Source organism: Methanospirillum stamsii (assembly GCF_003173335.1).
Taxonomy (GTDB): Archaea; Halobacteriota; Methanomicrobia; order Methanomicrobiales; family Methanospirillaceae; genus Methanospirillum; species Methanospirillum stamsii.
This window is the reverse complement of record NZ_QGMZ01000015.1, coordinates 62,315-88,732: the sequence shown is the minus strand read 5'-3', so window position 1 is coordinate 88,732 and position 26,418 is coordinate 62,315. Positions and strand designations below refer to the sequence as shown.

At 47.4% G+C, this 26,418-nt stretch carries 50 protein-coding genes; 46 read left to right on the top strand and 4 right to left on the bottom strand.

What is annotated here, in order from left to right:
* Position 1: 1 nt before the first annotated feature.
* Positions 2-211, bottom strand: a complete 210-nt coding sequence (locus tag DLD82_RS08105) for a hypothetical protein (protein WP_109940613.1) — start codon at positions 209-211, stop codon at positions 2-4.
* A 265-nt stretch (positions 212-476) separates the two neighbouring features.
* Between DLD82_RS08105 and DLD82_RS08100 the strand changes: the two genes are divergently transcribed.
* Positions 477-749: a ribbon-helix-helix domain-containing protein gene (locus tag DLD82_RS08100; protein ID WP_109940612.1), complete on the top strand. Its 273-nt coding sequence runs from the start codon at positions 477-479 to the stop codon at positions 747-749.
* A 75-nt stretch (positions 750-824) separates the two neighbouring features.
* On the top strand, positions 825-1,022 hold the full coding sequence (locus tag DLD82_RS08095; RefSeq protein WP_109940611.1) for a ribbon-helix-helix domain-containing protein: 198 nt from the start codon (positions 825-827) through the stop codon (positions 1,020-1,022).
* 1 nt (position 1,023) lies between these two features.
* Here the strand turns inward: DLD82_RS08095 and DLD82_RS08090 are convergent, their stop codons facing one another.
* Together DLD82_RS08090 and DLD82_RS08080 are read right to left on the bottom strand one after the other, a co-directional pair.
* A complete protein-coding gene (locus tag DLD82_RS08090; RefSeq protein ID WP_109940610.1) occupies positions 1,024-1,953 on the bottom strand; it encodes a zinc-binding metallopeptidase family protein in 930 nt (309 codons plus the stop codon).
* 447 nt (positions 1,954-2,400) lie between these two features.
* Positions 2,401-2,664, bottom strand: a complete 264-nt coding sequence (locus DLD82_RS08080; RefSeq protein WP_109940608.1) for a ribbon-helix-helix domain-containing protein — start codon at positions 2,662-2,664, stop codon at positions 2,401-2,403.
* Between the two features lie 260 nt (positions 2,665-2,924).
* Between DLD82_RS08080 and DLD82_RS08070 the strand changes: the two genes are divergently transcribed.
* From DLD82_RS08070 to DLD82_RS07935, 32 genes are all read left to right on the top strand, one after another.
* Positions 2,925-3,164, top strand: a complete 240-nt coding sequence (locus tag DLD82_RS08070) for a hypothetical protein (RefSeq protein ID WP_109940606.1) — start codon at positions 2,925-2,927, stop codon at positions 3,162-3,164.
* Complete coding sequence (locus DLD82_RS18530) at positions 3,158-3,313, top strand: hypothetical protein (RefSeq protein ID WP_181391320.1); 156 nt, start codon at positions 3,158-3,160, stop codon at positions 3,311-3,313. Before DLD82_RS08070 ends, DLD82_RS18530 begins: the two co-directional genes overlap by 7 nt.
* Positions 3,314-3,628 carry a hypothetical protein gene (locus DLD82_RS08065; protein ID WP_109940605.1) on the top strand — a complete coding sequence of 105 codons (315 nt, stop codon included), beginning with the start codon at positions 3,314-3,316 and terminating at the stop codon, positions 3,626-3,628. It abuts the gene before it with no gap.
* Complete coding sequence (locus DLD82_RS08060) at positions 3,625-4,167, top strand: hypothetical protein (protein WP_109940604.1); 543 nt, start codon at positions 3,625-3,627, stop codon at positions 4,165-4,167. The genes DLD82_RS08065 and DLD82_RS08060 overlap by 4 nt, the downstream gene beginning before the upstream one ends.
* The gene (locus DLD82_RS08055) at positions 4,164-4,454 is read left to right on the top strand and encodes a hypothetical protein (RefSeq protein WP_109940603.1); all 291 of its coding nucleotides are present in this window, start codon (positions 4,164-4,166) and stop codon (positions 4,452-4,454) included. The genes DLD82_RS08060 and DLD82_RS08055 overlap by 4 nt, the downstream gene beginning before the upstream one ends.
* Positions 4,417-4,776 carry a hypothetical protein gene (locus DLD82_RS18235; protein ID WP_146199731.1) on the top strand — a complete coding sequence of 120 codons (360 nt, stop codon included), beginning with the start codon at positions 4,417-4,419 and terminating at the stop codon, positions 4,774-4,776. The genes DLD82_RS08055 and DLD82_RS18235 overlap by 38 nt, the downstream gene beginning before the upstream one ends.
* The gene (locus DLD82_RS08045; protein WP_109940601.1) at positions 4,773-5,645 is read left to right on the top strand and encodes a hypothetical protein; all 873 of its coding nucleotides are present in this window, start codon (positions 4,773-4,775) and stop codon (positions 5,643-5,645) included. The genes DLD82_RS18235 and DLD82_RS08045 overlap by 4 nt, the downstream gene beginning before the upstream one ends.
* Positions 5,646-5,846: 201 nt before the next feature.
* Positions 5,847-6,293 (top strand): hypothetical protein, encoded by a 447-nt coding sequence (locus DLD82_RS08040; RefSeq protein WP_109940600.1) that lies wholly within the window; start codon positions 5,847-5,849, stop codon positions 6,291-6,293.
* Positions 6,290-6,529: a hypothetical protein gene (locus DLD82_RS08035; RefSeq protein ID WP_109940599.1), complete on the top strand. Its 240-nt coding sequence runs from the start codon at positions 6,290-6,292 to the stop codon at positions 6,527-6,529. Before DLD82_RS08040 ends, DLD82_RS08035 begins: the two co-directional genes overlap by 4 nt.
* Positions 6,519-6,830: a hypothetical protein gene (locus tag DLD82_RS08030; protein WP_109940598.1), complete on the top strand. Its 312-nt coding sequence runs from the start codon at positions 6,519-6,521 to the stop codon at positions 6,828-6,830. The genes DLD82_RS08035 and DLD82_RS08030 overlap by 11 nt, the downstream gene beginning before the upstream one ends.
* A complete protein-coding gene (locus DLD82_RS18525; RefSeq protein ID WP_181391319.1) occupies positions 6,827-6,985 on the top strand; it encodes a hypothetical protein in 159 nt (52 codons plus the stop codon). The genes DLD82_RS08030 and DLD82_RS18525 overlap by 4 nt, the downstream gene beginning before the upstream one ends.
* 57 nt (positions 6,986-7,042) lie before the next feature.
* Entirely contained in the window at positions 7,043-7,378 is a 336-nt protein-coding gene (locus DLD82_RS08025) for a hypothetical protein (RefSeq protein ID WP_109940597.1), read from the top strand.
* Positions 7,375-7,944 carry a hypothetical protein gene (locus tag DLD82_RS08020; protein WP_109940596.1) on the top strand — a complete coding sequence of 190 codons (570 nt, stop codon included), beginning with the start codon at positions 7,375-7,377 and terminating at the stop codon, positions 7,942-7,944. Before DLD82_RS08025 ends, DLD82_RS08020 begins: the two co-directional genes overlap by 4 nt.
* Positions 7,941-8,165 (top strand): hypothetical protein, encoded by a 225-nt coding sequence (locus DLD82_RS08015; RefSeq protein ID WP_109940595.1) that lies wholly within the window; start codon positions 7,941-7,943, stop codon positions 8,163-8,165. The genes DLD82_RS08020 and DLD82_RS08015 overlap by 4 nt, the downstream gene beginning before the upstream one ends.
* A 5-nt stretch (positions 8,166-8,170) precedes the next feature.
* Complete coding sequence (locus DLD82_RS08010; RefSeq protein ID WP_146199730.1) at positions 8,171-8,422, top strand: hypothetical protein; 252 nt, start codon at positions 8,171-8,173, stop codon at positions 8,420-8,422.
* Positions 8,419-8,640: a hypothetical protein gene (locus DLD82_RS08005; protein WP_109940593.1), complete on the top strand. Its 222-nt coding sequence runs from the start codon at positions 8,419-8,421 to the stop codon at positions 8,638-8,640. Before DLD82_RS08010 ends, DLD82_RS08005 begins: the two co-directional genes overlap by 4 nt.
* 248 nt (positions 8,641-8,888) lie before the next feature.
* A complete protein-coding gene (locus DLD82_RS08000) occupies positions 8,889-9,332 on the top strand; it encodes a hypothetical protein (RefSeq protein WP_109940592.1) in 444 nt (147 codons plus the stop codon).
* Entirely contained in the window at positions 9,329-9,583 is a 255-nt protein-coding gene (locus tag DLD82_RS18520) for a hypothetical protein (protein ID WP_181391318.1), read from the top strand. Before DLD82_RS08000 ends, DLD82_RS18520 begins: the two co-directional genes overlap by 4 nt.
* The gene (locus DLD82_RS07995; RefSeq protein WP_109940591.1) at positions 9,580-10,029 is read left to right on the top strand and encodes an HAD family hydrolase; all 450 of its coding nucleotides are present in this window, start codon (positions 9,580-9,582) and stop codon (positions 10,027-10,029) included. The genes DLD82_RS18520 and DLD82_RS07995 overlap by 4 nt, the downstream gene beginning before the upstream one ends.
* Complete coding sequence (locus tag DLD82_RS07990) at positions 10,029-10,217, top strand: hypothetical protein (RefSeq protein WP_109940590.1); 189 nt, start codon at positions 10,029-10,031, stop codon at positions 10,215-10,217. Before DLD82_RS07995 ends, DLD82_RS07990 begins: the two co-directional genes overlap by 1 nt.
* Complete coding sequence (locus DLD82_RS07985) at positions 10,214-10,612, top strand: DUF1064 domain-containing protein (RefSeq protein WP_109940589.1); 399 nt, start codon at positions 10,214-10,216, stop codon at positions 10,610-10,612. The genes DLD82_RS07990 and DLD82_RS07985 overlap by 4 nt, the downstream gene beginning before the upstream one ends.
* A complete protein-coding gene (locus DLD82_RS19550) occupies positions 10,606-10,791 on the top strand; it encodes a winged helix-turn-helix domain-containing protein (protein WP_109940588.1) in 186 nt (61 codons plus the stop codon). Before DLD82_RS07985 ends, DLD82_RS19550 begins: the two co-directional genes overlap by 7 nt.
* A 61-nt stretch (positions 10,792-10,852) precedes the next feature.
* Positions 10,853-10,993, top strand: coding sequence for a hypothetical protein (locus tag DLD82_RS18515; RefSeq protein WP_181391317.1), 141 nt, complete (start codon positions 10,853-10,855; stop codon positions 10,991-10,993).
* A gap of 1 nt (position 10,994) precedes the next feature.
* Entirely contained in the window at positions 10,995-11,735 is a 741-nt protein-coding gene (locus DLD82_RS07975; RefSeq protein WP_109940587.1) for a hypothetical protein, read from the top strand.
* 4 nt (positions 11,736-11,739) lie between these two features.
* A complete protein-coding gene (locus DLD82_RS07970) occupies positions 11,740-12,060 on the top strand; it encodes a hypothetical protein (protein ID WP_109940586.1) in 321 nt (106 codons plus the stop codon).
* Complete coding sequence (locus DLD82_RS07965) at positions 12,057-12,314, top strand: hypothetical protein (protein ID WP_109940585.1); 258 nt, start codon at positions 12,057-12,059, stop codon at positions 12,312-12,314. Before DLD82_RS07970 ends, DLD82_RS07965 begins: the two co-directional genes overlap by 4 nt.
* Positions 12,315-12,654: 340 nt before the next feature.
* Positions 12,655-12,837 (top strand): hypothetical protein, encoded by a 183-nt coding sequence (locus DLD82_RS07960; protein WP_109940584.1) that lies wholly within the window; start codon positions 12,655-12,657, stop codon positions 12,835-12,837.
* On the top strand, positions 12,837-13,313 hold the full coding sequence (locus tag DLD82_RS07955; protein WP_109940583.1) for a helix-turn-helix domain-containing protein: 477 nt from the start codon (positions 12,837-12,839) through the stop codon (positions 13,311-13,313). Before DLD82_RS07960 ends, DLD82_RS07955 begins: the two co-directional genes overlap by 1 nt.
* Positions 13,300-14,586, top strand: coding sequence for a phage terminase large subunit (locus DLD82_RS07950; RefSeq protein WP_109940582.1), 1,287 nt, complete (start codon positions 13,300-13,302; stop codon positions 14,584-14,586). The genes DLD82_RS07955 and DLD82_RS07950 overlap by 14 nt, the downstream gene beginning before the upstream one ends.
* The gene (locus DLD82_RS07945; protein WP_109940581.1) at positions 14,586-16,091 is read left to right on the top strand and encodes a hypothetical protein; all 1,506 of its coding nucleotides are present in this window, start codon (positions 14,586-14,588) and stop codon (positions 16,089-16,091) included. Before DLD82_RS07950 ends, DLD82_RS07945 begins: the two co-directional genes overlap by 1 nt.
* Positions 16,092-16,769 carry a minor capsid protein gene (locus DLD82_RS07940; RefSeq protein WP_109940580.1) on the top strand — a complete coding sequence of 226 codons (678 nt, stop codon included), beginning with the start codon at positions 16,092-16,094 and terminating at the stop codon, positions 16,767-16,769.
* Complete coding sequence (locus tag DLD82_RS07935) at positions 16,766-17,059, top strand: hypothetical protein (RefSeq protein WP_109940579.1); 294 nt, start codon at positions 16,766-16,768, stop codon at positions 17,057-17,059. The genes DLD82_RS07940 and DLD82_RS07935 overlap by 4 nt, the downstream gene beginning before the upstream one ends.
* A 2-nt stretch (positions 17,060-17,061) precedes the next feature.
* Here the strand turns inward: DLD82_RS07935 and DLD82_RS18510 are convergent, their stop codons facing one another.
* Complete coding sequence (locus tag DLD82_RS18510; protein WP_219968317.1) at positions 17,062-17,232, bottom strand: hypothetical protein; 171 nt, start codon at positions 17,230-17,232, stop codon at positions 17,062-17,064.
* A 108-nt stretch (positions 17,233-17,340) separates the two neighbouring features.
* Between DLD82_RS18510 and DLD82_RS07930 the strand changes: the two genes are divergently transcribed.
* From DLD82_RS07930 to DLD82_RS07875, 12 genes are all read left to right on the top strand, one after another.
* Positions 17,341-18,438, top strand: a complete 1,098-nt coding sequence (locus DLD82_RS07930) for a hypothetical protein (RefSeq protein WP_109940578.1) — start codon at positions 17,341-17,343, stop codon at positions 18,436-18,438.
* Complete coding sequence (locus DLD82_RS07925; RefSeq protein WP_109940577.1) at positions 18,438-18,881, top strand: hypothetical protein; 444 nt, start codon at positions 18,438-18,440, stop codon at positions 18,879-18,881. Before DLD82_RS07930 ends, DLD82_RS07925 begins: the two co-directional genes overlap by 1 nt.
* 1 nt (position 18,882) lies before the next feature.
* Positions 18,883-19,731: a hypothetical protein gene (locus DLD82_RS07920; protein ID WP_109940576.1), complete on the top strand. Its 849-nt coding sequence runs from the start codon at positions 18,883-18,885 to the stop codon at positions 19,729-19,731.
* A gap of 8 nt (positions 19,732-19,739) precedes the next feature.
* The gene (locus DLD82_RS07915) at positions 19,740-20,153 is read left to right on the top strand and encodes a hypothetical protein (protein ID WP_109940575.1); all 414 of its coding nucleotides are present in this window, start codon (positions 19,740-19,742) and stop codon (positions 20,151-20,153) included.
* A complete protein-coding gene (locus DLD82_RS07910) occupies positions 20,150-20,722 on the top strand; it encodes a hypothetical protein (RefSeq protein ID WP_109940574.1) in 573 nt (190 codons plus the stop codon). Before DLD82_RS07915 ends, DLD82_RS07910 begins: the two co-directional genes overlap by 4 nt.
* Positions 20,722-21,036: a hypothetical protein gene (locus DLD82_RS07905; protein WP_109940573.1), complete on the top strand. Its 315-nt coding sequence runs from the start codon at positions 20,722-20,724 to the stop codon at positions 21,034-21,036. The genes DLD82_RS07910 and DLD82_RS07905 overlap by 1 nt, the downstream gene beginning before the upstream one ends.
* Positions 21,037-21,582: a hypothetical protein gene (locus tag DLD82_RS07900; RefSeq protein ID WP_109940572.1), complete on the top strand. Its 546-nt coding sequence runs from the start codon at positions 21,037-21,039 to the stop codon at positions 21,580-21,582.
* Complete coding sequence (locus DLD82_RS07895) at positions 21,579-22,010, top strand: hypothetical protein (protein ID WP_109940571.1); 432 nt, start codon at positions 21,579-21,581, stop codon at positions 22,008-22,010. Before DLD82_RS07900 ends, DLD82_RS07895 begins: the two co-directional genes overlap by 4 nt.
* A 9-nt stretch (positions 22,011-22,019) precedes the next feature.
* Positions 22,020-22,799, top strand: coding sequence for a hypothetical protein (locus tag DLD82_RS07890; RefSeq protein WP_109940570.1), 780 nt, complete (start codon positions 22,020-22,022; stop codon positions 22,797-22,799).
* Positions 22,796-23,260, top strand: coding sequence for a hypothetical protein (locus tag DLD82_RS07885; protein ID WP_109940569.1), 465 nt, complete (start codon positions 22,796-22,798; stop codon positions 23,258-23,260). Before DLD82_RS07890 ends, DLD82_RS07885 begins: the two co-directional genes overlap by 4 nt.
* A gap of 166 nt (positions 23,261-23,426) precedes the next feature.
* Positions 23,427-26,069: a phage tail tape measure protein gene (locus tag DLD82_RS07880; RefSeq protein ID WP_109940568.1), complete on the top strand. Its 2,643-nt coding sequence runs from the start codon at positions 23,427-23,429 to the stop codon at positions 26,067-26,069.
* Positions 26,066-26,386, top strand: a complete 321-nt coding sequence (locus tag DLD82_RS07875) for a hypothetical protein (RefSeq protein ID WP_109940567.1) — start codon at positions 26,066-26,068, stop codon at positions 26,384-26,386. Before DLD82_RS07880 ends, DLD82_RS07875 begins: the two co-directional genes overlap by 4 nt.
* Positions 26,387-26,418 lie beyond the last annotated feature (32 nt).

Here is a 26,418-nt window from a genome sequence, read left to right as displayed (position 1 = left end):
ATTATACTTTTTTAACTCTCAAATCAAGTAAAAAATCTTCTGTTTTGAAATTTGCTCGTAATTCTCTAACCTTTCGTTTTTCTTTAATCTTTGCACGAGAAGTTAATTTTCTCAATTTTTTGTAATATTGCCGTGATGCAATATCAAATGTGGATTCAAACATTGGGATATCAAACGTCCCCATATCAAGACAAACTACCAACGATTTCATCAGACCCCTTCATAAATTGGATGATAAATAATACGTGCACCACAATATAAACTCATCGAAATTAATCAGTAAATATTAGGTAAAATTTAAAATTAGGGTAAAATTAGACCTTAATTTGGTCTTTAAGTGTCCCTCATATGTCCCATATATGGCCCTATTGTGTCCCTTGAATGGGACAGATTTTACCCATGTAAAATTAAACCTAAATTTTTGAACATAACTCAAAAAACAGACATTTATACAGATAATAAAAAAAGTAATACTAATGTCAGGGAAACAGATCAAAATCACCCTGGCCGAAGCACTAATAAAATATTTAGATGAGCAGGTCGCGAATGGAAACGGAATTTCCCGGTCGGATGTTATTTCACAGGCAATACAATATCAGAGATTCAAGGATGAATTAAGGAGAGATACGGTAGATGAAGCGGTTAATAAGATATTTGCACTGGTCGAAAGCCATGAGATATCAGATAAACAAAAGGCGACCTTAAGGGAGATTATATTTGAAGTATTGGGGGACTTGAAAAAAGTATAATTATATGCGCAGCCCTATAAGGCCCTTATGGGGGGGCACAGCAGGATAAAGAACAAACTCTTAGATTTAATCGGAATGTCAAAACCAAAGATCAATGTTCGTTTTTCACAGGCGATATTTGATAAAATGGATGAATTAATTAATTCCGGCCAATATGAATCTAAAGCAGACATAATAAATCAGGCAGTAATTGAATTCTTACACCGTGACGGGATGCGGGCTGTTATCCGAGAAGAAATCAGGAAAGAAAAAGAAAATCAGAAATCGGATTAAATTATACAGACACTTCTCCCATAAACAGGCCGGTTTGTCCCTTCTGCTCATAAAACATTTTTTCCCGCACTTTTTCAATAACTGCCGGAATCCATTTCAGTTGCATGTGCCGGAGCATGCCCCTGTTATGCTGGATCTCCTGAGGGACAAACCGGGCATACATCTTACCTATCTGCGAGGGCACCCATTCAGATCCTATCTTCTTTTGAAATCCAAGTTTTACCAGGATCTGATTAACAGTTCTTGCTGACATACCTCCAAGGTCCTTTCCGATATCTGTCGGTGTTAAAAGAGCAGGTTCAGATAAGAAAGGGTCTGCAGCAATTAGTGGTCTCCAGGGAGTGAGGGCATTACCACAATGAGTGATCTCCTCAGTTACAGAAATTGCCATAGACTTTGCAACAGCAGGTTCAACACCTTCCTTTATCATAATGTTAGCAATTGCCATTTGATCTTCTAGGACCGTAGCGACCGGAGCATAAACATCAAGAATATCTCCTGGTAAAGTCGGTTGTTCAGTTGCTTTCGAGAGGGTTTCACCTGATTGATACCGAGTATAGATGTTAGCGATTAAATCTTTCTTCTCATCAATTTTCGCTGCGATGAATTTATCATCCATCTCATTGGTCCGGATCTCAATTATCGCCCTGTTTAATCCTTCAGCAGTTAAAAACACAAACGATTTCGCCCGATGGTCAACTGGTAACACGGTGTTACCTGTTTCAGATAACTGGATTATATCCTCTTTAGAGAATTTCCTGAAATGAATACCTTCTGTTAGTCGTGATATGACTTTTTGGGCATGGTGGCGCTCAAGTCCTAAAGCCTGGTAAACCCTGAGCCAATAAAGATAAGACTTACTCTCAATAACTAGCCCAGTTAAATTGTCTTCGGTCTGTGCGTTAATTACTTGAATCTGTGAATCTGACATTTATTGATCACCTACTTCGTGATTGGCGGTCCCTTCGCTTCCAGGCTTGGACCGGGATTCCTTCTTAAGATGTTTTTCTATTAATTTTTCCAAAACATGGCTTTGCTTTTCGTCAGCCAATTTACATTGATCAATAAACCTGGTTTTCAGATCATGGTCTAAAGAAAAAGTAAGATTTGACTTCACAATATTACATATGTAATACTGTTATAAAAGCATTACATAAGTAATTTTAAATTGAAACTAAATAATCAGATTGAAGGTTGAGGGTAAAATTCTGTATAAAATAAATCTCCAATTCTTTGGGAAATGTATTGACGTCCTTCTTTAGAATCAAAAAAAGAAATCAATTTTTCAGCGGTAATGGTGGGGTCATTCTCGCTCATAAAAAAAGAATGTTCTCAAGGTAAATAAGGAATGGGATTTGCGCAGGGCGAAAGTGAAAAATTAATGTTTATCAGTAAAAACCTGTGCAAAGGTCTCTTTACAAATTTGTTGAATCTTCTTTTTTACTTCGGGGTCATCCATCCTTTCTAATAATAATTCATTGGAATTTGATAATTCTTTAATCACTAACTGATTAATGAAATCAGAGCGCGACGAATATTTCCCGTCATTTATGAGGGAATCTATCTTCTCGATTGATTCAACAGGCAAACGAATTTGAATTGTATCTTTAATTACGCCTTTTGGTGCTGGAGTCTTCCCCATATTACAAAAGTAATTGTGTTTCAACTTTATGTAGGTATTTAATACTTATGTAATTACGTATGTGACGCATATTTTATATATTACAATTACATATGTAATGACATGGAACGGATGAAACAAGAACAGTTCCGATTACCTAAGAGGCACATAGCAATCTTAGATTCAGCCGTACAAAGCGGCGAGTATAGCACAAAGAGTGATGTCGTAAGGGCGGGCATTGAAAAGATCGGCCTAGAGTTATCCCAAAAGGGTGTAACAGCATGAAAAAAATTAACGAGTCCTGCCCCGGAACTACCACGAACCAGACGGCAGGAAACACCAGTCAGACTGGTACTAATGTATTGGACCGAACCCTGAAAAACTCTCCGGAGAATGAAGCCAGGATACGCGGGGTTCAAATTTACCCTGACGATCTCGAATGGCTCACCAGAGTCGTAGGAAAGCCACTTGCAGACGAATGTGTCGCGGACGGCACCTGGGTGGTGATGTCTGAATGTTAACCGTCCAGGACCATCACGACATGCAGGTCATGTGCCACACGTTCTGCTTTGCTGGCCGGAAGGGTAAGTGTGCATCTGCCGGAAAAGATTATTTACAGACCCGTGACTGCCTCCGGATGTACCGGAAGAGCCTGCAGGAGGGGGAATAGATGGAGCACCGTGTCATATCCGTTGCCACCAGGGATGAACTTGCTCACCGGTTCGGGAAGCATATCGTTGATGCAGCAGAGGAAGAGGGGCTCATCACAGTTATTGCCTCTGATTATGAGCGTGGACGGCTATTCGGGGAATGGTCAGCCCTCCATGAAGCCTGGGAGATTATCGAAAAATCCGAGAAAAAATCAGAGATGCTGGACAAAATGCTCCTGCTGTTCCAACGCAACAAGGAACAAAGCCAGCATGAACAGGAAGCATACACGGAATTTATCACGAAATGCCACCAGCTCCGGGAGGCAATGGCATGAGCCAGTCAGCATTAACCGGACTGTTTGCAGAATGCCGGGCTGCAGTCGCCGAAAACAAGGCGATGAAACAACCCTCGATAGAAATTTATGAGGACCTCCAGCACGCGTTCAGACTGAAAATAAAAATCGGTGAAATAGAGCAGGATATCAAAGACCGACACCAGGCACTAGACGCTGAACTCGCCGGACTCTACGAAGAGATAAAGCAACTCAACGATGCAAAAGATAGAATAATTCAGGAGCATGTAGACGCCGGAACCCTGGAAGAGGCCGGATACAAGGTAAAGTCAATAATCCAAAAACAGAACCGGAAACCGGACATGGACAAGATCCGGCGACATGAGGACGACTGGAATATGCTGGTTGCTCTCGAGGTCAAGAAGGTCAAAGAAAACTATGTACCGAATCAGACCGCACTCAAAGCCGTCTTCGGAAAACAATATGAAGCGTTCCTGATTCCGGCACAGGAAGTTGTCACGGGTTACGATGTCGAACCGGTTGCACAGCCTCCGGAGAAAGCAGCAGAGGTGGAACTATGATCAGGCACACGGTGCTCCGGTCGGACCCGGACCACTACCTGGTTGAAATCCCACTCAGGAGAGAACAGATCCAGTCAGTGATTAATGTCCTGAACCTCATCGGAGTTCCGGCAGTCCGGCCACCAGGAGGACCTGGCTGGCTCCTGGAAGAGGGGTGCATCTCTATCGCCGGGAACCAGACTGCAGTCGAGAAAGCCCTTGCTGAAATTAGTAGGAAACTGATAGGTCCGGGATTCGAAACCGGTCTCGATGTGGCAAACCGCCACAAGCAGGGGGCATTACTATGAGACGCGAGGAGGACCTCCTGAACCTCCGGCACCGGATGGTAAAGGCAGAAGTACCAACCGACGACCTCGACCGGGTGATGTCCCGGGCGAACCCGGACAAAAAACAGTCTCGTCTGTTCCGGAGGGATGCATCATGACCGATGACAGGATCTGTCCGTTCTCCCTGGCGTCCGGAACCCCTATGGAATGCCTGGCCGACCGGTGCAGGGCTCACCGGAACCTCTACGAAGAGAGATTCGGTTGTGATGCTGATGGGAATAACTGCACGGTCACGAAAATCAAGGGTGTTTGCCTGCTCATTCCGGGGGATGATGCCCGATGACCGAGGCTGCAGCAGTCCCACAGCAGGAACGGCCAAGAGTCACGGACCAGGTAAAGATTGCATACCTCGACCGGGGCCGGTGCATGGTCCGGCTGATATTCCTGACAGGATTTGACAAGGACCACAATTTAGAGTACAGTTACAAAAACGCTGATGTTGACCCGGATATCAGGACAAACGATGCACCGGTGAATTGTGTCCGGCAGGGTGAGAGACTTATCAGTCTTCAGTTTCCTCCGGACCAGAAACCTGTCACATCTGCACCAACTCAGAACCCGGTCAGTCAGGCTAAAGCCGCTGAACAACCTGCAAAACCTCCGGCAGAGAAACCAAAGCAGGAGGAGAAACCTGCCGAACAGAAACCCACTGCACCTCCGGTGGATGATGGGAAATATAAAATTCAACTCATCCGGAGAGATGGAAATAAGGCTCTCATTCGGACCAACAATGGGAAAGAGGAATGGTTCTCCGTATCTGGAAAAGCCGTTGAGAAAATCAGTAACCTGAAAGACGGTCAACTGGTCAAACTGAGATTTGAGACCTCAACAACTTTCAACGATATCAATCCCGTCGACGAGAATGGAGAGTATGATAAGTCCGGATGGGGTGGAGGAGGAAACAAAGGGGGAAAAGGTGGAGGAGGATACCGACAGGATCCGGTCATTGACCTCATCCGGAATTACTCGATACTTCACGAAGCGGTATTGGACAAAGCGGAGAAATTCGCAGAGTTTTGTATTGCGAACGATGTAACGGATGAGAAACGAGGCAAGTCCTGGGACTGGATTCTTGAGACAACAATTGTCTCATCTGAAACGATTTACAGGAAAATAGAGGAGAAATACAAGTATCAGGGAGGTCAACAATGACCTCTTTTAATTACTGTAGTACAGTGTTATCTATTATTATTTCTCCTTTATCAAAAACAAACCAAAACTGCATAGATAGTATATTGGACTATATATACAGTTCAAAAAAACCTCTCTCTGGCATGAACACTCTACGTACTGTACTAGCTAGTACAGTACGTATAGTAGTAGTAGTAGTAGTAGGTATAGGAGGGATTTTGAATGTCTCTCCGTAAGTTCAAAAATCCTAAAACTAACTCTGTTAGAGAGGAGGGAGATTTATTTGAATTTATTAAAGAGTTAGGATTTGAATACGGATCAGTACTCCGGATAGGTGGACAGATCACAGGGCAAGTACTCATGGAAAGCGGGCAATTGTCCGAAGATTTAATCCATAAATATCAATCCCTGTTTGATGGGGACATCACTTATTATCTCGAAAAGAGGCGGTTGAGTTCTAAGGCTGCTGATATTGTAGTTTCATATTCTCACCACCTGGAAGAAGTTCATTCAGAACAAGACCTGATGAATGAACTCATGTCTGTGTATGACTCTCTCGATGAAATAAAGCGGAAAATAACCCGTGCACAATTCGAAGCAGAGTCATGGCGATATAAAATAATCGTTCAGAAACCCTCTGGGGATGATGAACAGGAGGATTCTGAATGACTCTCCTTTCAGAAGTCCGGGAAATCAAAGGATCTCTTGAACTTGTCCCTGCCTCAACGGTCTGGAGAAAGGTTGAGGAAAATCCCGGAAAATTCTCTGTCCTTTATAATCTTTTCACTGCTCACCCCTTCGGGCGGAGAAATCAGATTGTTTCCCGTGAACTGAAGAAATCCGGATGGGTCCGGCTTGGAAGTAGAAATTCTGTTCCGTTATGGGGTGAGTCTGATGCCGAATGAGATAGGGAGAGCAACCCGGCTGGTAGGCTCTGACGATTTTTGTATCAAGTGTCGTGGCCGGCATTTCCGGATTAGAGAATCTGACGCCAGGCGGTTATTATCCGGACAGCGTGAGACTGACATTTATTCGTTGCAGGGTTACACCAGGCAGGGAACTATCCAGGCTGGTAAAGACTTCTACCGGCTGAAACTGAATTATGAGCCTGTTTTCTCACATATGAACCGGTTCAACCTGCTCATCTCCGGGGCGTACTGGTTTTCGCCCCTGATTGATCATTGCCGGGAGGTAGCGAAATTATGACTCTCCAATCTGTTTTTGAGCAGTACAAACATTTCGATCACCTGCTATCAGACCATGAATGGCTCACTGGTCCGGACGAAGAAGGACACAGAGATATCCGAATGATAATTCTGTATGACTGCTGGCAGGCAATTAAAGAGGCGGTGCAGGAATGAATGCAGACATCGAACATGCAGAACTCGTCTGGATCAACGGGGAATTGATGTGGGTGTATGATGGCGAGTGATATTCTATCAATGCTTCGTGACCTGCTCATTGCACAACGTGACTCTCCGGAACTCTGCACCGTTCCGTCCGGACTGCTGGAACAGGCAGAAACCACATTGGCTACACTCAAAAAAGAGCATCTACAAACCGGCGATGAATCCATCATCCAAAAACATGAGGCTCTGGTAACAGTCCTGGATGACCTGCAGGAGGAACGGGCGGAACGGATCTGGCTCATGGCATATCATCAGGCTGATGATGTCCGGGCCATGAACCAGCAGGAACGATTTATTTTTGATATCCTAACAGAGAACGCGGCAAAGCTCCGGGGGATTGCATGAACTATCATCAGCATTATCCCGGAACAATTCCAGCGTTTCAGGAATTGAAAAATACAGATAAAGCATATTTTCCTCCTGATGATAAAATTAATTTATCTGAATCTGATAGACTGCTTTTTCTCTCTCATTTTACAGCGATCGGTAAAATGTGGGATTATTTGGATAAATATTACAAAAAACGAGAAAAATCCTTTGAAGAGAAATGGAATATTTGTTCTATTATTTGGGAAGATTGCGGAGATTATTGCACAATTTCTCTTAAAGTTGATGAAAAAGAGTACTATATTGAAACAGATACTCTTGGAGATTTGTATGATACTGATCTTCCTGATGATGACGATGATAGCGATAGTTACCCTAAATTAGCCTATGATATTTGCCATGAATATTATCTCATTTGGAAAGACGTTGAATCCAGAATAAAATCATTTTGTCATGCATTAGGATATAATGCAATTTGGGACGAATGTTCTCTTAAATTAGAAGGAAACTGGATTAAAACCGAAGGATATGCATGGTCTGATGATTTAGATCCTTACTTTGAAAATATGAGGGTTATTTCATGAGTTCCTTGCTCAAAGACCCGGACGGATTCCAGGAACGGCCTCTGTATATCAGCGTCAATATCTCAAAAATTGTAATAATGAACTCTCAACGGGTTCATTCACAAAAAGAACGCGACCAGTTTTTTAAACGTGCTGCATTCGACGCCTCTTCAGTCCCCGAACAAAAATACGAAATAATCCGGGTGGATTCATCCGGAGTGATGATAATCAAACCGGAGTGAATGAAATGGTACAGTTAATCCCTTTAATAATCTTGGAACGGTTCACTGACTACCTTGCACGAATTACCCTCGGGTATGGGTACTCAGTCCCGAGCAAAGTCCGGAAAGCACACCTGCAGGAGTTGCTCGACAAGATAGATTCAGACGAAATTTACGTGTCTCAAATCGAGACATCCGGCTGGCCTCTGGTGGTCCGGCCAGTGTCAACCACATCACCGGAATGGTTCTGCCTTTGCGAAAACGAGGTGCAGGAATGATACCTGTTACCCTCGTTTCACCCGACCGGATAGATACCTTGCCAGTAAGCCAAAAAGCCCTTGTTGTAGTCGAACATATCGCCAGGAGTTCCGGGACCGCTGACCAGGGGTACGAGGTCGCATGGTCCGAACATGGCCGGATGATAACCATCCAGAATATATCGGCTAAAGCGATGCACCACATTCAGACACTGTGGTCCGGGGGGCATTTCGTATGATAAAATACCGGTGTAATAAATGCCTTAAATTCGGGGGTGATCCCGACCCATGTTTTCTCAAAGTGATGTGTGACTATGATTCACCTGAGTATTGCCCGTATGACGGACAACCTACGAAATGGGAGAGGATGAAAAAATGAGTTCTGATATGTATTGTAGTAAAGAACACTCAAAATGTCCGTGGTATCCTTACGACTGTCAGGACTGTGAACATTTCAGCCAGGAAATATTTGATTCTGAAGGAGGGTATGAATGATACGGGAAACGCTCTGCATGTGGTTTTTGTGGCTGCTCCTGAAAATATTCGGACAGGAAACCGTTTGCATATCGGCGGTATGTGTCCTTCCGGACCCGGCACTTCAAGTCCTCGAAAACTATCTCCGGGAGGTTCCGGTATGATTTGTCATTTCATTACAGGGTGCATATCTAACAGAACTTGGAATGGTTTAAAAAACGCTGCATCATATGGGCAGAATGGGATGTGGGCTTGTTATCTTGAGAATGATATTATATCAGGTTGCCCTGTGTTGATTGGGGTTATATTCCCCTCATGGAAACGATTTCAACTAATCCGGGGGCAATATGGACTTACAATATATGGAGAAGATGAGCAAACTATCTCTGATGTGAAAACATCTCTCTTCAACATGCTCTCTTTTACAAATGAACAAATCAACGGGGTGCCGGCATGAGCAATACTCGATGCATAAATTGTGGAGAATATTACTCCGGAGTTGGTCCATGTCTAGAATGTGGCGTTAGTCAATATACCGAACATGTAGGAATTATCGAATGCCCATGGTGCCACAATCACACCCTCTCTCCTACAAACAAAATCGAATTCGAAGATTACCTCTCAAAATGCAAAAAATGCGGTAAAATGATATCAATAGATGCGGAAATGCATTATTTCGCTAGGCCATACCTGGAGAAGAAGAAATGACCGTCATATCCGTGGATTACGATGGCATCATTGTCACTGATGGCAACTGGCCGGAACCCGGTCAAGTCATTCCGGAAGCGGTTGAATCAATCAACCGGCTCCATGATTCCGGGTTTTGCATCATTATCAATTCCTGCCGGATAGGAAAAGCCGAAGAGGCCATGGTCCGGAAACTGAACGAACTCGGGATAAATTATTGCAGGGTAAATGAGAACTGCCCTGAGAGGATAAAAAAATACGAAACTGACACCCGGAAGATTTCTGCAGATCTGTACATAGATGATCGGTCTGTGTTTAATCCTCTCAAGCATATGTCATGGCCGGACCTGACGGATCACATAATCCGGCGGTTTGAAGGGCCACAAAAGCGGCAATGCAATCATTCTGGTGCTCATGAATTCCTAGCGTATAATGCATTTTTACAAATGCTTAAGGAGTCTGAATAATGACTCAACAAACTTTGTTTTCAAACGAACCTGAAACCAGGCAGGTGAAACGTGAACGGCACCAGTTTGACCATTTTGAGCATGCAACCCGATTTGCAGCGGAAGCGAACGGTTCCGGAAAATATACGGATGTTTTTATCATTACGCAGTTTGGAAGACCGGTTGTGATAACGGAGCGTGAAATATGAGATTCAGCAAAAACCACCGGGCAAAAACAACAACTGTCGATGGTATAAAATTTGCCTCATTAGGTGAAGCACGACGATACCAGGAATTAAAACTCCTGAAACAGGCTCACGTTATTAAAGATTTTAAAATGCAACCGGAGTTTGAACTGATACCTGCATACAAAGACGAATATGGCAAAACTGTGAGAAAATCCAAATATGTAGGGGATTTCCTCGTATATTATCCGGACGGCAGAATCATCTGTGAGGATGTCAAGGGGGACATCTTAACACCAGAGTTTAAACAAAAATGGAAACAATTCGGTCTCAATTTAATCGAAGGGAAGTATTCTGAACAGTACCCAAATTTGTTAAGAGAAATTGTTAAGATGACAGGGAAGAGGGCAAAATGTTAGAGATAGACGTGAACATTATCGAGTATGTGCGTGAAAACCCGAAAAGCAGCCAGAACCAGGTAATATCTGCTATGGATTATTCTTATTCTTATTGTTACCAACGAATAAAACGCCTTGTAAAATCAAAAAAGCTGCAAGAACAAAGAGAACAACAACGAGTATTATTGTCTATCGTGTAGTTATTGTTCTTATCTCTATTCTCACAAAAACTCTATTTCAGCCCTCGATTAATAAAACAGTATGACATCAGGCGGCTTACTCGAAGCCGACTATTCAGAGATTGAATTAACGGCAGCTCAAAAAGCAGCGGAAAAAAAGAACAAAAAACTACACCAGAAGGCACTTGATTTCATCAAACGGGTGTGCCCGTTCGGGAAATAACATGTCAAAACTGCTAATCCTCGTTTTCGTTTCCCTGCTGTTTCTCGTCATCCTTGCTGCTCTCCCGGCAAATGCCACCATCTCATCATCACTTTACCACAATGGCGGCTCAATCATTATCAACACGAAAGAATGTTCTGAAACATCAGATAATCTCTTTCATTTCGGCACTACAAACGATTTCTACAAACAGACCGGAAAATCACAAACTATCCTCTCGCTTGGTAGAACGGGTATAAAAAAGAGTGATTCAACACAGGTTGAGACCCTTGGAATGCTCAACGCGTTTGACTCTGTCGGAATGTATTCAACTCAAACAAATATCCCGGAATCAATCTGTGATGCTACAAATTTCCTAGCCGGATATGGAAACACGTCTTCCAGTAGATACCCGGAAACTCAATCAGTGGAGGGATTATGGGGGCTCATGGGCTCCGGACCAGGAACATCATACGAGAGTCAGGTAGTTGTCGATGATACTGTGGTAGGTGTTTCAGTCAGTGGCACAACCCCGTCAGGATATCTGTATGAGGATGTCAAGGGCTCAATCCATTCCGGGTTCGATGTCAACTCCACCGATATGCAGTATGCATACAGCAGACATGACCACGGACTCCTGACCAGTGACGATAACAAATCACTTGGTGCCGGCTTTGACTGGCTCTGGGATACATCAGCAGAGGAAACCGTCAACGAATCAGCCAATGAATCTGTGTCAAACGAGACAGAGGAGGAGGGTTAACCCCATGAATGAAATTGTTGAATTTTTAAAACTGGCTTTTGCAATCCTGCTTCCAATTGCACTGTATATCCTGGCCGGGTACTATGCATCAAATGCACAATGGTGCACCCGGAAAATCCTAGTCGCAGTTGTCACAGGGCTTGTAATCGGGGTATACGGACTAACTCAAGGCATTGACGTGAATGAGTCCTGGATAACTCTGGCATTTGCATCAGCCCCGGCTCTTGGAGCCATGTATCTGATTGACCGGGCCGCAAAAGGATTTGCAAAACGAGCAGGTATCGAGTGGCTTTACACTGACGAACCGATAGGAGAAGAAATATGACTGAAACTATCATGGCGTTCGAAAAGAACGTCACAAAAGAACTTCCTGTGGTTGAACGTCTCGAAAATGGGTACATTGTTGTCCAGGATGCAACTCTCACCGATGGCGGAACCTTCCTCCGGAATGAGGATTACTGCCTGGTGAATCCGGACGGAAAGATCCTGATTCATGCAAATGATGCAGCATCACTCATTAAGTATGGCAGCAATCCGGAAACACTTGAGAAAATCGAAAAGAGCGGGTCTGTTGCATAATCACAACTCTCATTTTTGCTGATTAACTCGGTTCAGGTCCGGGATGAGAGTATCCCGCATGTTAGGCCTAGGATCCAATCTCGCGGGCGTATCGACAGTTGAACATCACAAAGGGCTCATGGTCCGGGTCAAATCCGGATTGTGAGATTTCCCGGTATGCAAAACACGTCTAATCCTTACGGAAAAATGCCATGCAATGCTGGTACAACCATCAGATGACCGGAATTAATCATATTAATAACCCATCCTGTAAAATGCCTTTCATGCATACCGGCACTTGGAAAGGATTGCAAGCGAGGAGCAGCACAATAGAGGGTTCGATTCCCTCACCAGGTGTACAATGATAAAATACACTCCTGACCAGGAATCCCCATTGGCTAAACTCTGGCCGGACGGGGTAACTGGTGAACTGGCGACCGTGCAACCGACACAGGCTCACCTTCGGGTAAAACTCGGGGAAGGGAAAAACACCCGGCACTTGTCATTACTGGTGCCTTGGCAGCGGTGTGAGGTTGTCAGGTAATGGCCGGGAAAAAGAAACCGGTTAAACCAAAGGCGAAATGTGGCCCACGTACGAAATACGATCCAGATATTCATCCGGATCATGCAAAAGCCCTTGCAATGAGAGGATTCACGAATAAAGAGATATCAGAATCTTTCGGAATATCGCTCTCTACGCTTCAGGAATGGATAAAGAAGATACCGGAATTATCGGAAGCCATAAAGACCGGCAAAGAGCCGGCAAACGCCAAAGTTGAGAATGCCATATTCAAGAGCTGCATGGGGTACTATGTTGAGGAAACCCGTGCGGTAGTTGTCGGTACCGGGGAATCAGCACATGTCCAGAAAGTGAAAGAGACTCGGTTTATCCCTCCCAATTTCCAGGCTCAACGGTTCTGGTCAAAGAACCGGATGGGGGACCGGTGGAGAGATGTGCAGGAAGTAGAGCACTCCGGGAACATTCAGATAAATATCGACCAGGACGATGCAGAGCTTTAAGAAAACTCCGGACCAGGTGAAAGCAACTCAATTACTTGCAGGACCCTGTAAATGGATAATGCTGCATGGGGGTAGCAGGTCCGGGAAAACCTTAATTCTTATCAGGGCGATGTGTATCCGAGCCATAAAAGCGGCCGGAAGCAGACATATAATCTTCCGGTTCAGGTTCAATCACGTCAAACAGTCGATATTCATGGAAACCCTGCCGAAGGTCCTGCAGGTGTGTTTTCCGGAAGTTCCGGTAAAGTGGAACAGAGAGGATTATTTCATTACCTTTCCGAACGGTTCAGAAATCTGGATCTCCGGACTGGATGATAAGGACCGGGTTGAGAAAGTCCTCGGAAAAGAATACACTACCATCTATTTTAACGAATCATCCCAGATTCCTTACCATTCGGTCAGCATGGCAGAGACCCGTCTGGCACAGAAGACCGAACTCGTCAATAAAGTATATTTTGACTGCAACCCTCCGACAAAAACGCATTGGCTCTATGCATACTTCTTCTTAAAAATCAACCCTGAAACAAAAGTTCCTCATCCAAAACCTGAACTCTATGCAGAAATGCAGATGAACCCGGACGGAAATGCAGAGAACTTACCTGATGATTATATCGAGACCGTTCTGGGGTCATTATCAGAACGAAAGATGCGGAGGTTCAAAAACGGGGAATGGCTCGATGATAACCCGAATGCCCTCTGGAGTCATGACCTGATTGAGAACCAGCGGGTTACAGTAGCCCCTACCCTAATCAGAATTGTAACCGGAGTTGACCCGGCCGTAACGTCCGGAGAATCCAGTGCAGACACCGGAATAGTCACAGCCGGTGTCGATGCTGCCGGTCATTACTATGTCCTGGGAGACAATTCGAGTCATGGGTCCCCTCACACCTGGGGAACGGAAGTCATCAAGGCATACCACAAGCACCAGGGCGACCGGATAATAGGTGAAGTCAACAACGGCGGGGACCTCGTGGAGGCAAACCTCCGAAGCATCGACCGAAACATCCCATATACCGGAGTCAGGGCAACCAGAGGTAAAGCGATTCGGGCCGAACCAATCGCAGCTCTGTACGAACAGGGTAAAGTACACCATGTTGGAATCTTCCCGGAACTTGAAGATCAGATGTGTTCGTGGCAACCCGGAGAGAAATCTCCTGACCGGATGGATGCCCTTGTCTGGGCACTCTGGGAACTTGGAGGATCTGAATATGGGGCTGATACCGTTGATGAACCGACAGCCGGGGATTATGTAGATGAAGGAGGCTGGTTATAATGGCAGCACAAAAACAAAAACCACAAGAGAAACCCTCTGAAGGGGTTGTATGGGTCTCATCAACCGGAGGAATCTGGAAAGAGACGGATGTCACGGTTGAGAAACTCAAGAAATATTCATCGAACATATACGGCGACGGGGTAGCAATCAAACAGAGGAATCTCATCTTCCCGGGAAAACTCGAGATCGAAATCCTCAACGACCAGGGCGAAAAGGATCCGGACCTGACAAACCGGGCACAACGGATGTCAAAGGATGTTAAACTTAATGCCCGGATACAACAGGCATGGTATGATTCGTTCTGGTATGGCCTTGGTATCTTTAACCCGGTCTTCGAATGGGTAGACAACGAGTTCATCCTGACCGACCTTCGGCACCTTCCGGCATGGTCATTCTACCAGATACCCTCAAAACAGTATGCTGCCTGTAACCCGCTCCTGCAGGGCATTATTCTGACGAAAGAAAACGAGATAGAATACTGGCAGATTCAGTCTGACACTTCCGGCTCACCGGTCCAGGTCCGGAACATCTTCACGGTACAGGACCCGGTCATCTCCGACCTCGGGGGCAAACCTACCATTCAGTCATGTATTCCGGTCCTGGGGATGCTTGACTACCTCTGGAATGCACAGATGCAGCGGGGCCGGAGAGTAGGATCACCACTCCTGTTCATCCGGATTACCAGCCCGAAAACAGCACAACAGAGAGGCGGGAAATTATCAGACGTTGAGTATGCCAAACTGTTCCTGAAGAAATGGGGTAAGGACACCGGGTTCACGCTCCGCGACAATATGGAGCTGGTCGACCCTCATATCACTGACCAGGCTGACAACCTGGCAACCATCGAAGCCCTGAACAAAATGATCACGGAACATTTCAGCCCGGCATCATGGATATCAACATCAGACAACAGGCTCGGAGGCTCTGACACTGCAGGCTTTGACCTCATGACCGCTTACGTCTCCGGCATTCATACCTGGCTGGAGGAAGCATTCGAATCTCTTTTCCAGGTCTGGCTCGATGAAACCGGATACCTCGGATACCATGTAGATATCACACTCCCGGTCCTGCAGCAGGATAAAACCGCTCAAAACATCCAGATAGTAGAGAAAGGGCACGATGACCTGACCCTGAACGAACGGCGGGCACTCCTGAACCATAACCCTGCAGACGATGCAACCAGGGCAGAGATAGAAGCAGAGAGGGTATCAAGACCCGTCTCAACTTTCGGAAACGTCACTGACCCGGACCTCGGGAAAGCCGACTCTATTATCTCAAAATACACCGCTGACATTGAAGATATCACAAATTCGTATGCCCGGAGAATGGCAGCACTAGCGAAAGAAGGAAAGTCAAAGAATGAAATGATTGTCGAGTCCGGGACGCTCCGGCAGGAAATGATCAATAAGAAAGCAGAATCCATCAGGGCATACATGAAACGGGCATTTGAAGCAGGTGATAGCATGGCCGACCAATACCTGAAAGAGTATCCTCGGGGGGCATAAGTGGCCGGGCATTTTGAGAACGGAGTATGGATCGAAGACCCTCCGGGGTATGAAAAACCCGATATCTATATCGACCCAAACAAGGCCGCCATAGATGCATTGGTTAAACGAAACTTGGATCTTATAGACGGGCTTGAAGACGATGTTAAAAATAAAATGCTAACAATCCTCTCCGACGGGCTGATGAAAGGTCAGGGAATAGATGAGATAATCCAGAATATGGAGTCTGATGGTGTTGCTCTCGGATATGCAGCCGAACGGATAGCCAGAACCGAGATCATGTACGCTCTCAACCAGGGGGCACTCAACCGATACAAGAACGACGGAATTGAGTATGTCCAATGGTTAGCCGGACCAGATGACCGCTGTTGTCCGGTCTGTCTTGGGTATCACCTGCAGGTGTTTCCGATTAATGATGCTCCTGACATTCCTGCTCATCCGTCATGTAGATGCACACTTGGCCCTCATTTCGCAGAATACAACGGCAGAGCCGACCGCGAGCGGGAACAGTTTGAGGAAGATGTTGAATCAGGAAAAGCCCCGTATAATAGTAACAAATGGTCAGATGAAGATATCAGGAAATGGAAGGAAGCAGGGAGCAAATACGAGAATGCACCTGATGAACCGATTCTGATTCAGAAAGAGAAGAAGAAACGGAGAGGTGAGAAAATACCATGACAGTAAAAGAATATTCAGACCGTGAACAGGATTACATCCGGACGAATGCAGGTGATATGAGTTGGTCAGAGATTGCAAACAACCTAAATAAACTGTTTCCGGAGGACAACGAAGGGAAGCGGACCAGGTCCGGTGTGGTAGCCTGGAATGCACAGGACAAAAACCCGCTGGTCCGGAGACAGGTCATGATACCGAAAGATCTCTATGACCAGGTGAAAGAGATCGACCTGTCAGAGTTCATCTGCAAAGGGCTCGAGCGAACCGTTAAAAAATCAAAACCATCCGAATAAATCTATTTTTTCTTCCCCTTCTTCTCTTCCAGTGCCCGATTTAATAACGCGGTCATATTTACTCCCTGCTCTTTTGCCCACTCATGGAGGTCCTCCCTGACCTCGACTGACGTACGCCTGAACCGGATGCCGTCCCTCTCAATCACCACTACCATAAACATATCATATGTCATGCTATGTTACATCAAACATACCATAGCATATGCTATGTTTATAAACTCCTGAAATATATTGACAGATTTCCTCCCCTTAATAAATACTCGTTCAGCAAACGATAGAGTATGCCCGATACACACCCGGATTCTATTCATCCGGAAGCACAATTCGGGAACATCGAACATCTCCCAGAAACAACCCAAGGGCATGAAACAATCCTGCAGGGGCTAGACCAGTGGGTCCCTACAGATCTTCCGTGGATACCCGGGAAGAAGGCCTATTACGGGGTCCCTAATTTTGAAGGAACTGAAAACGAATGGGACAACGTCCCGCTCATTTTCACAACCGACGACCGACCGAAACACCCAAGTGACAAAGCACTCCGTGAGAACGCTGCTGCAGAACTTGCGAGGATTAACGGCAGGCTGGCCGGAAAACTCACCGAGTCAACGGTCCATACGTCCGGAACACCCCGGCTGACTTCCCGGATTCAGTTCTCTGATCCTAAAGTGCAGGAATACTACAATCTCGGGAAACTGGCTCACTCGACTGGGTTCTCTGCTGCATCGTTGGAAACAGGGCACCTGGTAGGGAAGGTCAAACCCAGTCATGTCCTGTTGTTTGTCCGGGGTGAACATGCAGAACCGAACGACCCAAAAGCCATGTTCCTCAACACAAAGCCGGACCAGTCCGGCATATGGTCAGAGATTCACAACACGCTGAAATCTCTCGTATCGCTCTTTGAAAAAGCCGGGCAGCCTGCTGAAATGAACAACCTGCAGGCACCTGAAGACAAGAAGATGACACCAGATCCAGAACTCACCAAACAACTGGAGTTTGCAAACCTCAAACTCCAGGAGAAGGATTCTCTCATCTCTGCAAAAGACAAGGAGATCACCGATCTCAAGGCAAAGGTCACAGAGTTTGAGAACCTCAAAAAGAGTATCGAAGAAGAGAAGAAGAATGCACGATGGGCGGAAATGAAAAACTGTCTGCCGAAAGGTCTCACCCATTCCGAAGATGAGGAAAAGAAACTCCGGACAGAGTTTGAGACAGACTCCGGAGCATTTGCAATCAAGATGCTGCAGCATGGAAACACCAAAGCACAGCCGAAAGGCAAAGACGGTGCAGAGTTTGTCAACACCAAACAGATGGCATCAGATGAAGACCGGCTCCGGAAACTCGGGATTCCGAGTATCACGATATCAGGAGGTGCTGAATAATGGCAGTTGGAGACATCAAAGGAGAAGAGGCAATTGTCCAGGTCCTGACGGCTGGAGCTGCAGTAGCCAAGGGCGACGTGGTCCACCTGGAATCTGACGGGAAATGGGATCCGGTTGTTGCGACCGACAAAGGGAAGTTTGCAGTAGCCATTGAAGCCGCTAGCGGGGACGCTGTAGAGTTCCGGGCGGTTGTATGGGGCCGGGTCGAGGTTACTGCAACTGCAGCAACCATTGCAGCATGGCAGAACGTTATCGCTGGGTCAACCGGGAAGATTGCAAAGGCAGTTGACATGGTAGCTCTCGATGCTCCTGCATCGTATGCAGAGGCCGGAGTACAGACTGAACTTGATAAGATCCAGGATCCGCGGATCTTCGTTGGAACCGTGACCGAAGCATTCGGATCAGGTGCAACAGGTACCCTTTGGGTAGGACTGGTGGCTTAAAATGCCAGGAATTATAACTGCAGCCGATATCTCCGGCTCACTCGACGCAAAGAACATCGTTCTTGGTGTTCTCGAACAGGCAAACGCTCAGCTCAACCTGGGCAGTCTGTTCACCCATGCACAGGTCCTAGAACTCACGGCAACCATACCAATCAGCAAACCGGGGTCTGTCCATGAAGACCTTGACGAACTTGAAGTTGTGGACGTCGAAACCGGCAGTTTCACCTATGTGGATTTCTCCCTGAAGAAAGACCGGGTGTACCTGGCACGAACTGATGAAGCTCAATATAAGAGCAAGGCAGGCGACCCGCTTGCAATCCAGAAACAGTCTGCAGCAAATGAACTGAACCGGACCCTTGACAAGAAGATTATCACCGCTCTGCAGACATCACCACAGACCGCTGATGCTTCTGCCGTCTGGTCAACTGCAACCAACAGCCCGCTCAAGGACATAGCAACAGCGGTTGCAGCAATCTATCCAAACAAACCGGACTTCTGTCTCATGACCGGAGAGGTCCATGCTGCATACCTGGCAACCGACGCAATCAAGGCAGTCGGCACCGGGAACCCGGCAGCACTTGCAGGCTGTGTCGGAACCATTCCGGGATACAACATTCCGATCTTCATCGACTCAACCACAGTTACCGATGAATCTTGTACCATTGGTAGTGCTGCAGGTCTTGCCTGTGTCATCGGTGATGGTCCGGTGAAGGTCCGGGAATGGGACTCCAACCAGTCCGGGGCAACTATGTATCAGATTGATGTCTGGAGACAGGTTAAAGCACCTATCTTCAAGAATGGAAGCAACCTGAACACAGCGGTATACAAGCTGACAAACTGTGTTGCATAAGGTGACAAATGACGGTCACGGCAGACATGATCGCTCAGGTGTCCTCGTATGAGGTAGCCGAAGCCGGGCCGTTCACCCCTGCTCTTTTTACTCTGTATTCGGGTGTTGCAGCTGCCAGGTTATCCAGATTGGATCCGGGGCTTGATTCGGATACCTATGACCTCTGTCATGCTCTCCTTATCTGTCATTTTTACGAAGTGTTCAAGGTAGGCGGCTCGGATCTGAAATCTGAATCCATAGGTGATTATTCATACACTCGGGCTGCAGGAGTTGGTGAGACGTCCCATATGGCACAATGCCTGCAGATTATCGCAGACTTCCAGGGGGGCGAAGTGCCGAACGAAGCAGTTGAGACCGATGACCGGGAGATGATGACCCTTGACCAGAACCCAATGGAGTATGAGGAGGATTACGACTCATGAACTCCCGGCTATTGGCTCATACTTGTAACATCCTGAAACGAGAAAAGAAGCAGAAACTGAGCTTTGACACCGGGACGGGGACATTCACCAAAGGGCTCATGGTCTCCGGTGCAACCAGCAAAGCCACGGCAGTGATAGACAAGGTCAGTGGTTCAACATCCGGCTACCTGGTTCTGAAGAATGTAACCGGCACGTTTCAGAACGATGAGGCACTGACCGATACCGGAACCGGTGCAGCTGTCGCAAACGGAGTTTGTAGCGACTATCAGAACTCATACGGGGAATATGAGTATTACTGGCCGATTGACCAGAGTTCTGTTGACTGCCGGTTCTATTACGCCGGGAACAAAGGGCAGGGGAAAACCCGAGTCATCCATGAGACAGGTCAGATGATTGATCTTCCGTTGTCTGTGATCCTTCCCGGCACAGTCACCGTCGCATCGGCAGAATACCGGATAGATGGGACCTCCGGACCATTTCAAGAGGTGTATAGTATAGAAACATGTTATTCCGTCTCCGGGCGGTCTGCGGTTGACCATTACGAAGCGGTTCTCAAGGCGGTGCAGTGATGCCTGATGATGATATCATCACGGATCTGCGGATCGATATGGCAGAACTCAGAAAGGATGTTGCACACGTTTCAAAGACTTTGGACCAGGTGAAACGGGAACTGAGTCAATGCATGGTAGGACAGGAGGAACGGATCCGGACTCTTGAGCAGACCAGACCAACCTGGTCAGACCATGCAATTCTTGCAAACAGGATCTCGATGATTCAGTCGGAATCTGACCAGAGAAAAACGCTTGACAAGATTCTTATGGTTGCTCTGACTGCTGGAGTTTCGACCGTTGTATCCTGGGTTGTTTCGTTAAGGGGGTCATAAATGGCAACAATCTGCACTCCTGAACAGATGGCACAGCGGATTCTTGGAATCAAAAAGGGCTGTGAAGACGGTATCCGGAAAGGTCTTGTGAGATCTGCAGCAATCGCAGAAACACAGGCAAAAAAGAACCTGACACCCGGGTCAACTCCATACACAAACGCACCTTTCGATACCGGACTTCTCCGGGGTCATATTGGGTATTCGGTCGAGGTTGTATCGACTGATGAATGGATTGCACGGGTCGGCGTCGAAGCGGATGTCAAGAACTCTGATGGGGTTGAGGTTGATACCTATGCCCTTTACGTCCATGAAGGAACCCGGCCACATTACGCACCGATGGAAGCGATACAGAAATGGGCGGAACGAAAGAGCCGGGGTGGTTCTGATTTCCCTTGGTTTGCGATCTGGCTCAAGATCGCTAAAGAAGGCACAGAACCAAAACCATTTCTCATGGATGCGATTGAGGCAACACAGGACCAGTATAAGGCGATTATTGACCAGGAGTATGCTAAAGCCCTGGTTCAATATGCAGCGAGGTATGGATGAACCCAACCGTCTTTTCATCGGTTCTCGACCTGCTCCGGGAGAATGCAGACCTGCAGGCTCTCCTGGGTGGTCCGTATGTGTACCGGGCTCACGGGGTGCAGCCTGCTCATATTCCTAGCGTCACCCTGCTTGAAAACAACGAGAGCAGCAAACTCCGGGCCGGATACAACATTCACCGGAACCGGGACAACTCACCGACCCTGCAGGTGGACATCTGGATCGATACCAACCAGGAGGATCCACCATGCACCGGTGAGGATGCTGACCTCATTGCTGAACAGATAGACGAAATCCTATTCGCTCCGGGTGCTGTTACCGGAACGTATGGGTGGACCAGAAACAGCAGCACAACCCAGAACGATTCCGATATCGGCGGGATTCACATTGCCCGGCGGTATTCGTTCGCGTACGTAGTAAACGATTCATAAGGAGGAAAAATGACAACTGTCGCAGATTTTGGCGAATACACCGGAGCAATGGGGACCATCACCGTTGGTGGCGTTCCTCTTGCGGACGTGCAGTATGACGTAAAATGGGAGAGAGCAACCGTGAGTCATTCTCGGGGCGGGAAACATTCGGACATCAACATTCCGGGCAAACTCTCTGTGACCACGAAGATCACAAAAGCTCTCGTGTACGGAGACATTGAGAAAACCCTCGGGTATTCCCTGACCGATACCCCGATTACAGGGACTGCAGAGACTCTGCTTGCATCTTCTCACGTCCTCGATGGCACGGATAATTACGAGGATATGACCGATGACACTATCGCAACCGCTTCACGGATCCGGTATACTCTGCAGACCAATGCAATCACAACCGGAGGAACCATCACAATTATCGGTGAGGACAAGGATGAGAACCCGATGGAAGAACTCATCGAGGTCGAACCCTCTGCAATCGGTACTACTTGGACCTCAACCAAGGTATTTAAGAAAGTCTTTGGGCATGTGCTCCGGGGGATGGACTCAACCAGCGACCTCGGGACGTTTGCCGTGGCATCAATTGCAGGTTCTTCTACCTATACCGTAGGAGATCCGAAAATATTCGATCTTGTCGGCACCCTGACCAAAGGAGGTCACACGATTGTCATCACTCAGCCTGACTGCTGGTTCAAGGCCGGTGGAATCGCCTGGGAAGATGCAGGCAAAATAATTGACGTTGAGGGCGATGTCGAGATGAGAGATCCTGATACCCTGTCTGTGAGTGTGACATGAGCCGGACCATCGACCCGAAAGAGGCAGCGGTGATGCTCAAAGAGCATCAATCCAATTTTGACCGGATACGAGCAGCAGAAACCGCTGATACGTACCGATGGCAGAATGAGATCGCGATGCTCGAACGCCGGGTCAAAGACTGCTATGAGGATGTGGATCTCGGGAACGGGGATAAAATCGCTGTTCGGACAGCACTGTCAGAGGAAGAGATGCAGGAGATGGGGGCTCTCGAACTCCGGAAGGCAGAACTCGAAAAAGGCAACCCGGAGATGTCTGATATCACTTATCGACAGCTCGAGCTCATGACCGCTAATCCCTTTCTGACTGCAGACTGGTTCAGGGACAATAAAGATAAATGGCCGGTGGATGTCGCTCTTCAGGTCCTGGCAGCATTCCTGGAACATCAAATCAGCAAACGAATCAACCGGGTGAAAGACCTCCAGTCCTTTCGGACAGAGTAAACAGGGCCAGAACTACGGGGACTTTCTCCGGTACCTCGGAATTCTCGACCCTCGGGAATATGCAAACCTTCCGGCAGACATCCGGCTGTTCTGGAAGTCCTGGTATAATCAGAAGATGAAATCCATGCACGAAAAAGAGCAGGCACAGAAACGGAGGCGGTAAACTATGGGATTGTTAGGATCCTTAGGGTCCGTCGCCTATGATATTCTTTGTAACGACAAAACCGGGGACGGATCGAAAAAATCTCAGGCCAATCTCATGGCAGTCGGAGCGGCGTTTACCGGGGTCGGGGTCGCCTCCAAACTCATGGTCGATGATGTCAACCGGTCGTTTCTTGATTTCGATGAGGCAATGACTGCCGTTGAAGCTCTTGGGGGCACATCTGAAGAAGAGTTCAACCGGATGAAAGATGCAGCACTCGAACTTTCTTCTCAGGTGCCTATCTCTGCAACATCAGTTGCAGATGCTATGTATTCCATGATATCAGTCGGATACGATTTCGATACCATGATGAACACCATCCCAGAGGCTACAAAACTAGCAGTCGGCGGAAATATGGAGCTTAAAGATTCCGTTGACGCGGTCATTAACGTATTTGGGGCATATGGGGAAGGCGTTTATTCCGCTGCAGATGTGACCAATATTCTCGCTAAGGCTGTCGGTGTCGGTAAGTGGGAACTAGGCGATTTCACAAGCGAAATAATGCGAAACATCGGGGCAGGCGCCAACCTCGGAATTTCATTTAATGAACTGGCAGCGGCGAACGTGCTTTTACAAAACCGGTTCACCAGTGCGGAAGTAGCTGGAACATCCATGAATGCCATGCTGACCCGGCTTGTAAATCCCTCTGTTATTCAGAAACTTGAGGAAATGGGGGTTCACGTCAAGGACAACGAGGGGAACTTTGTAGGTCTTGAATCGGTGCTGAATCAGTTGGATGATGCTCTTTCCAGTACTGGCGGGAATGTTGACCGGATGAGTGCCCTCCAGGAGATATTCGGACAGGAAGGCGTTAAGGCCGCAATGGCGCTACTCGATGAAAAAGACAAACTCGGAGAGTTATCTGGACAAATGAACGACGCTTCCTTCAAAAACGAAGCATTCAACACAGTAGTCGAGTCAACCGGGTCAAAACTGGAGATTGCGACTAACAAGATGGATGCTGCGAAAATTGCCCTTGGGGAAGGCATGGCACCGGCAACGGAGATTGCAGCTGATGCTATGGGAGGATTAGCAAACGCTCTGAAAGAGTTGCCTGAACCGTTACAAGGAGTGGCCGGTATGGCCCTCTATGCCGCTCAGGGGTTCGCGGTTCTTGGTCCGGCTCTCATGGGACTGGCAGCTCTGAAAAGCCTTGGACTGGGTGCAGTATTCGCCGGAATCGCTCAAGGGCTTGCAGGGCTCGGGTCAACCATTGCCGGACTATCCGGGACCCTGGTATCCGGATTAACAGCAGCGTTCTCATCCGCCATTGTTGCAGTAGGGGCCGGTGTTGCCCTTGGTTTGGCAGGTGTCTGGATACTCCTCGAAACCGGAGTCCTTGACTGGATATCCGGAATCGGGCGGCTCGTTGAACAGTCAGATCTTGGAAACATGATTATGCGTATTCTCAAGGTGGTCCTGGCTCCGATTGGGGCAATAGGAAACCTGATTATTGACATCGTGTCCGGCCAATGGGATTTGTCGGTAATCGCAGAGGATATGGCCGCTCCGTTCCGTGACGCGGTGGGCATCATCGGTGAGACGGTAGGAGGATTAGCCGACGGGTTATCATCTGCATTTTCCAGCATCACCTCAGCGATCACATCCGGACTTGGGGGTCTGCCTGGTGCAGTATCGGGGATTCTATCCGGGATACCTGGGACCATCTCCGGGATATTCTCCGGTCTTACATCAACCATCGGATCTGCTCTTTCCGGAATTCCAAACGCAATCAAAGCCGCTTTTACCGGTATCGGGGGTATTGTCAGTGCAGCAGTTGGAGAGGCGGCAAGTGCCATTACCGAAGCCTTCGGTGGCGTAGTTGAAGGAATCGCTGAAGCACTCGCAACCGTTCCGGATGTCATTGCAGATGCCTTCTCCGGAGTGGGGGATTTAATCGGGTCGGTATTTGCTGAAATTCCGGCCATAGTCGGGGACATCTTTTCCGGGCTCTCCGGAGTGATAGGATCAGCTCTGTCCGATGTATCCGGGACTATCGCATCAGCATTCTCCGGAGTAACATCAGCGGTCGAGTCAGCCCTCTCCGGAGTTCCGGGGGCATTGACTAGCTCTTTTGGCACTATCACATCTGCATTCTCTGCACTCGGGGGAAGTGTGCAACAGGCATTTACCGCACTGTTCACAGGCATTTCAGACTTTATTGTTACGATGGGTCAGGGATTCATCGCAGCGGGTTACAATATCATCATGTATATTGTCCAGGGTATGCAGTCTGCTGCCGGTGCAATTGCATCAACCATTGGCAACATATTCAACATCATCGGTCAGTTTATCCCGCATTCTCCGGCAGAGACCGGACCATTATCTCAACTACCGAACTTCGGGGCATACTTTGTTGACCCGCTCCTGGCAACCGTTCCGGCCGTGCAGGCTGCCTCTCTCCAGGTTGCTGAGGCTGCTGCTGCTCCGGTTGCTCAACCGGCCAGTATATCAGGCGGTACACAGATCGGATACCAGGACAACTCTGCACCGATTGATATCGGCAGCATCACCGCCAGTAAGGACTATTCTATCACTGATATCATGGCCGAAATTGCAACGATGCAGGCACAGAAACGGGCACAGCGGGGGGTGACGTCCGGATGACCGTTACATTCGACAGTCTGACTCTCAAAGAGCCGGATGTAAAACCACAGCCGAAACCTCAGGTAAACGAGACCGAACTCGTGTCCGGGAAAACCAAACTCACCGTATCATCGACAGTGAAAAAATCCTGGCAGATTTCATGCATCACAGAGTCATTGGCGGAATACTCCGCTCTATTAGCAAAATTAACGGTGGTTGGTTCTCTGGTCATCAACGGAGCAACCAATACAAAATGTGTGATAAAATCGTGGAGAGAGAAGGAGATGAACCCGAGCACTAAGGAAATCACTATGCAATTTGTGCAGGACACAACATGACCGAAGAAGCCAAATCCGGATTTAAGGAGGTA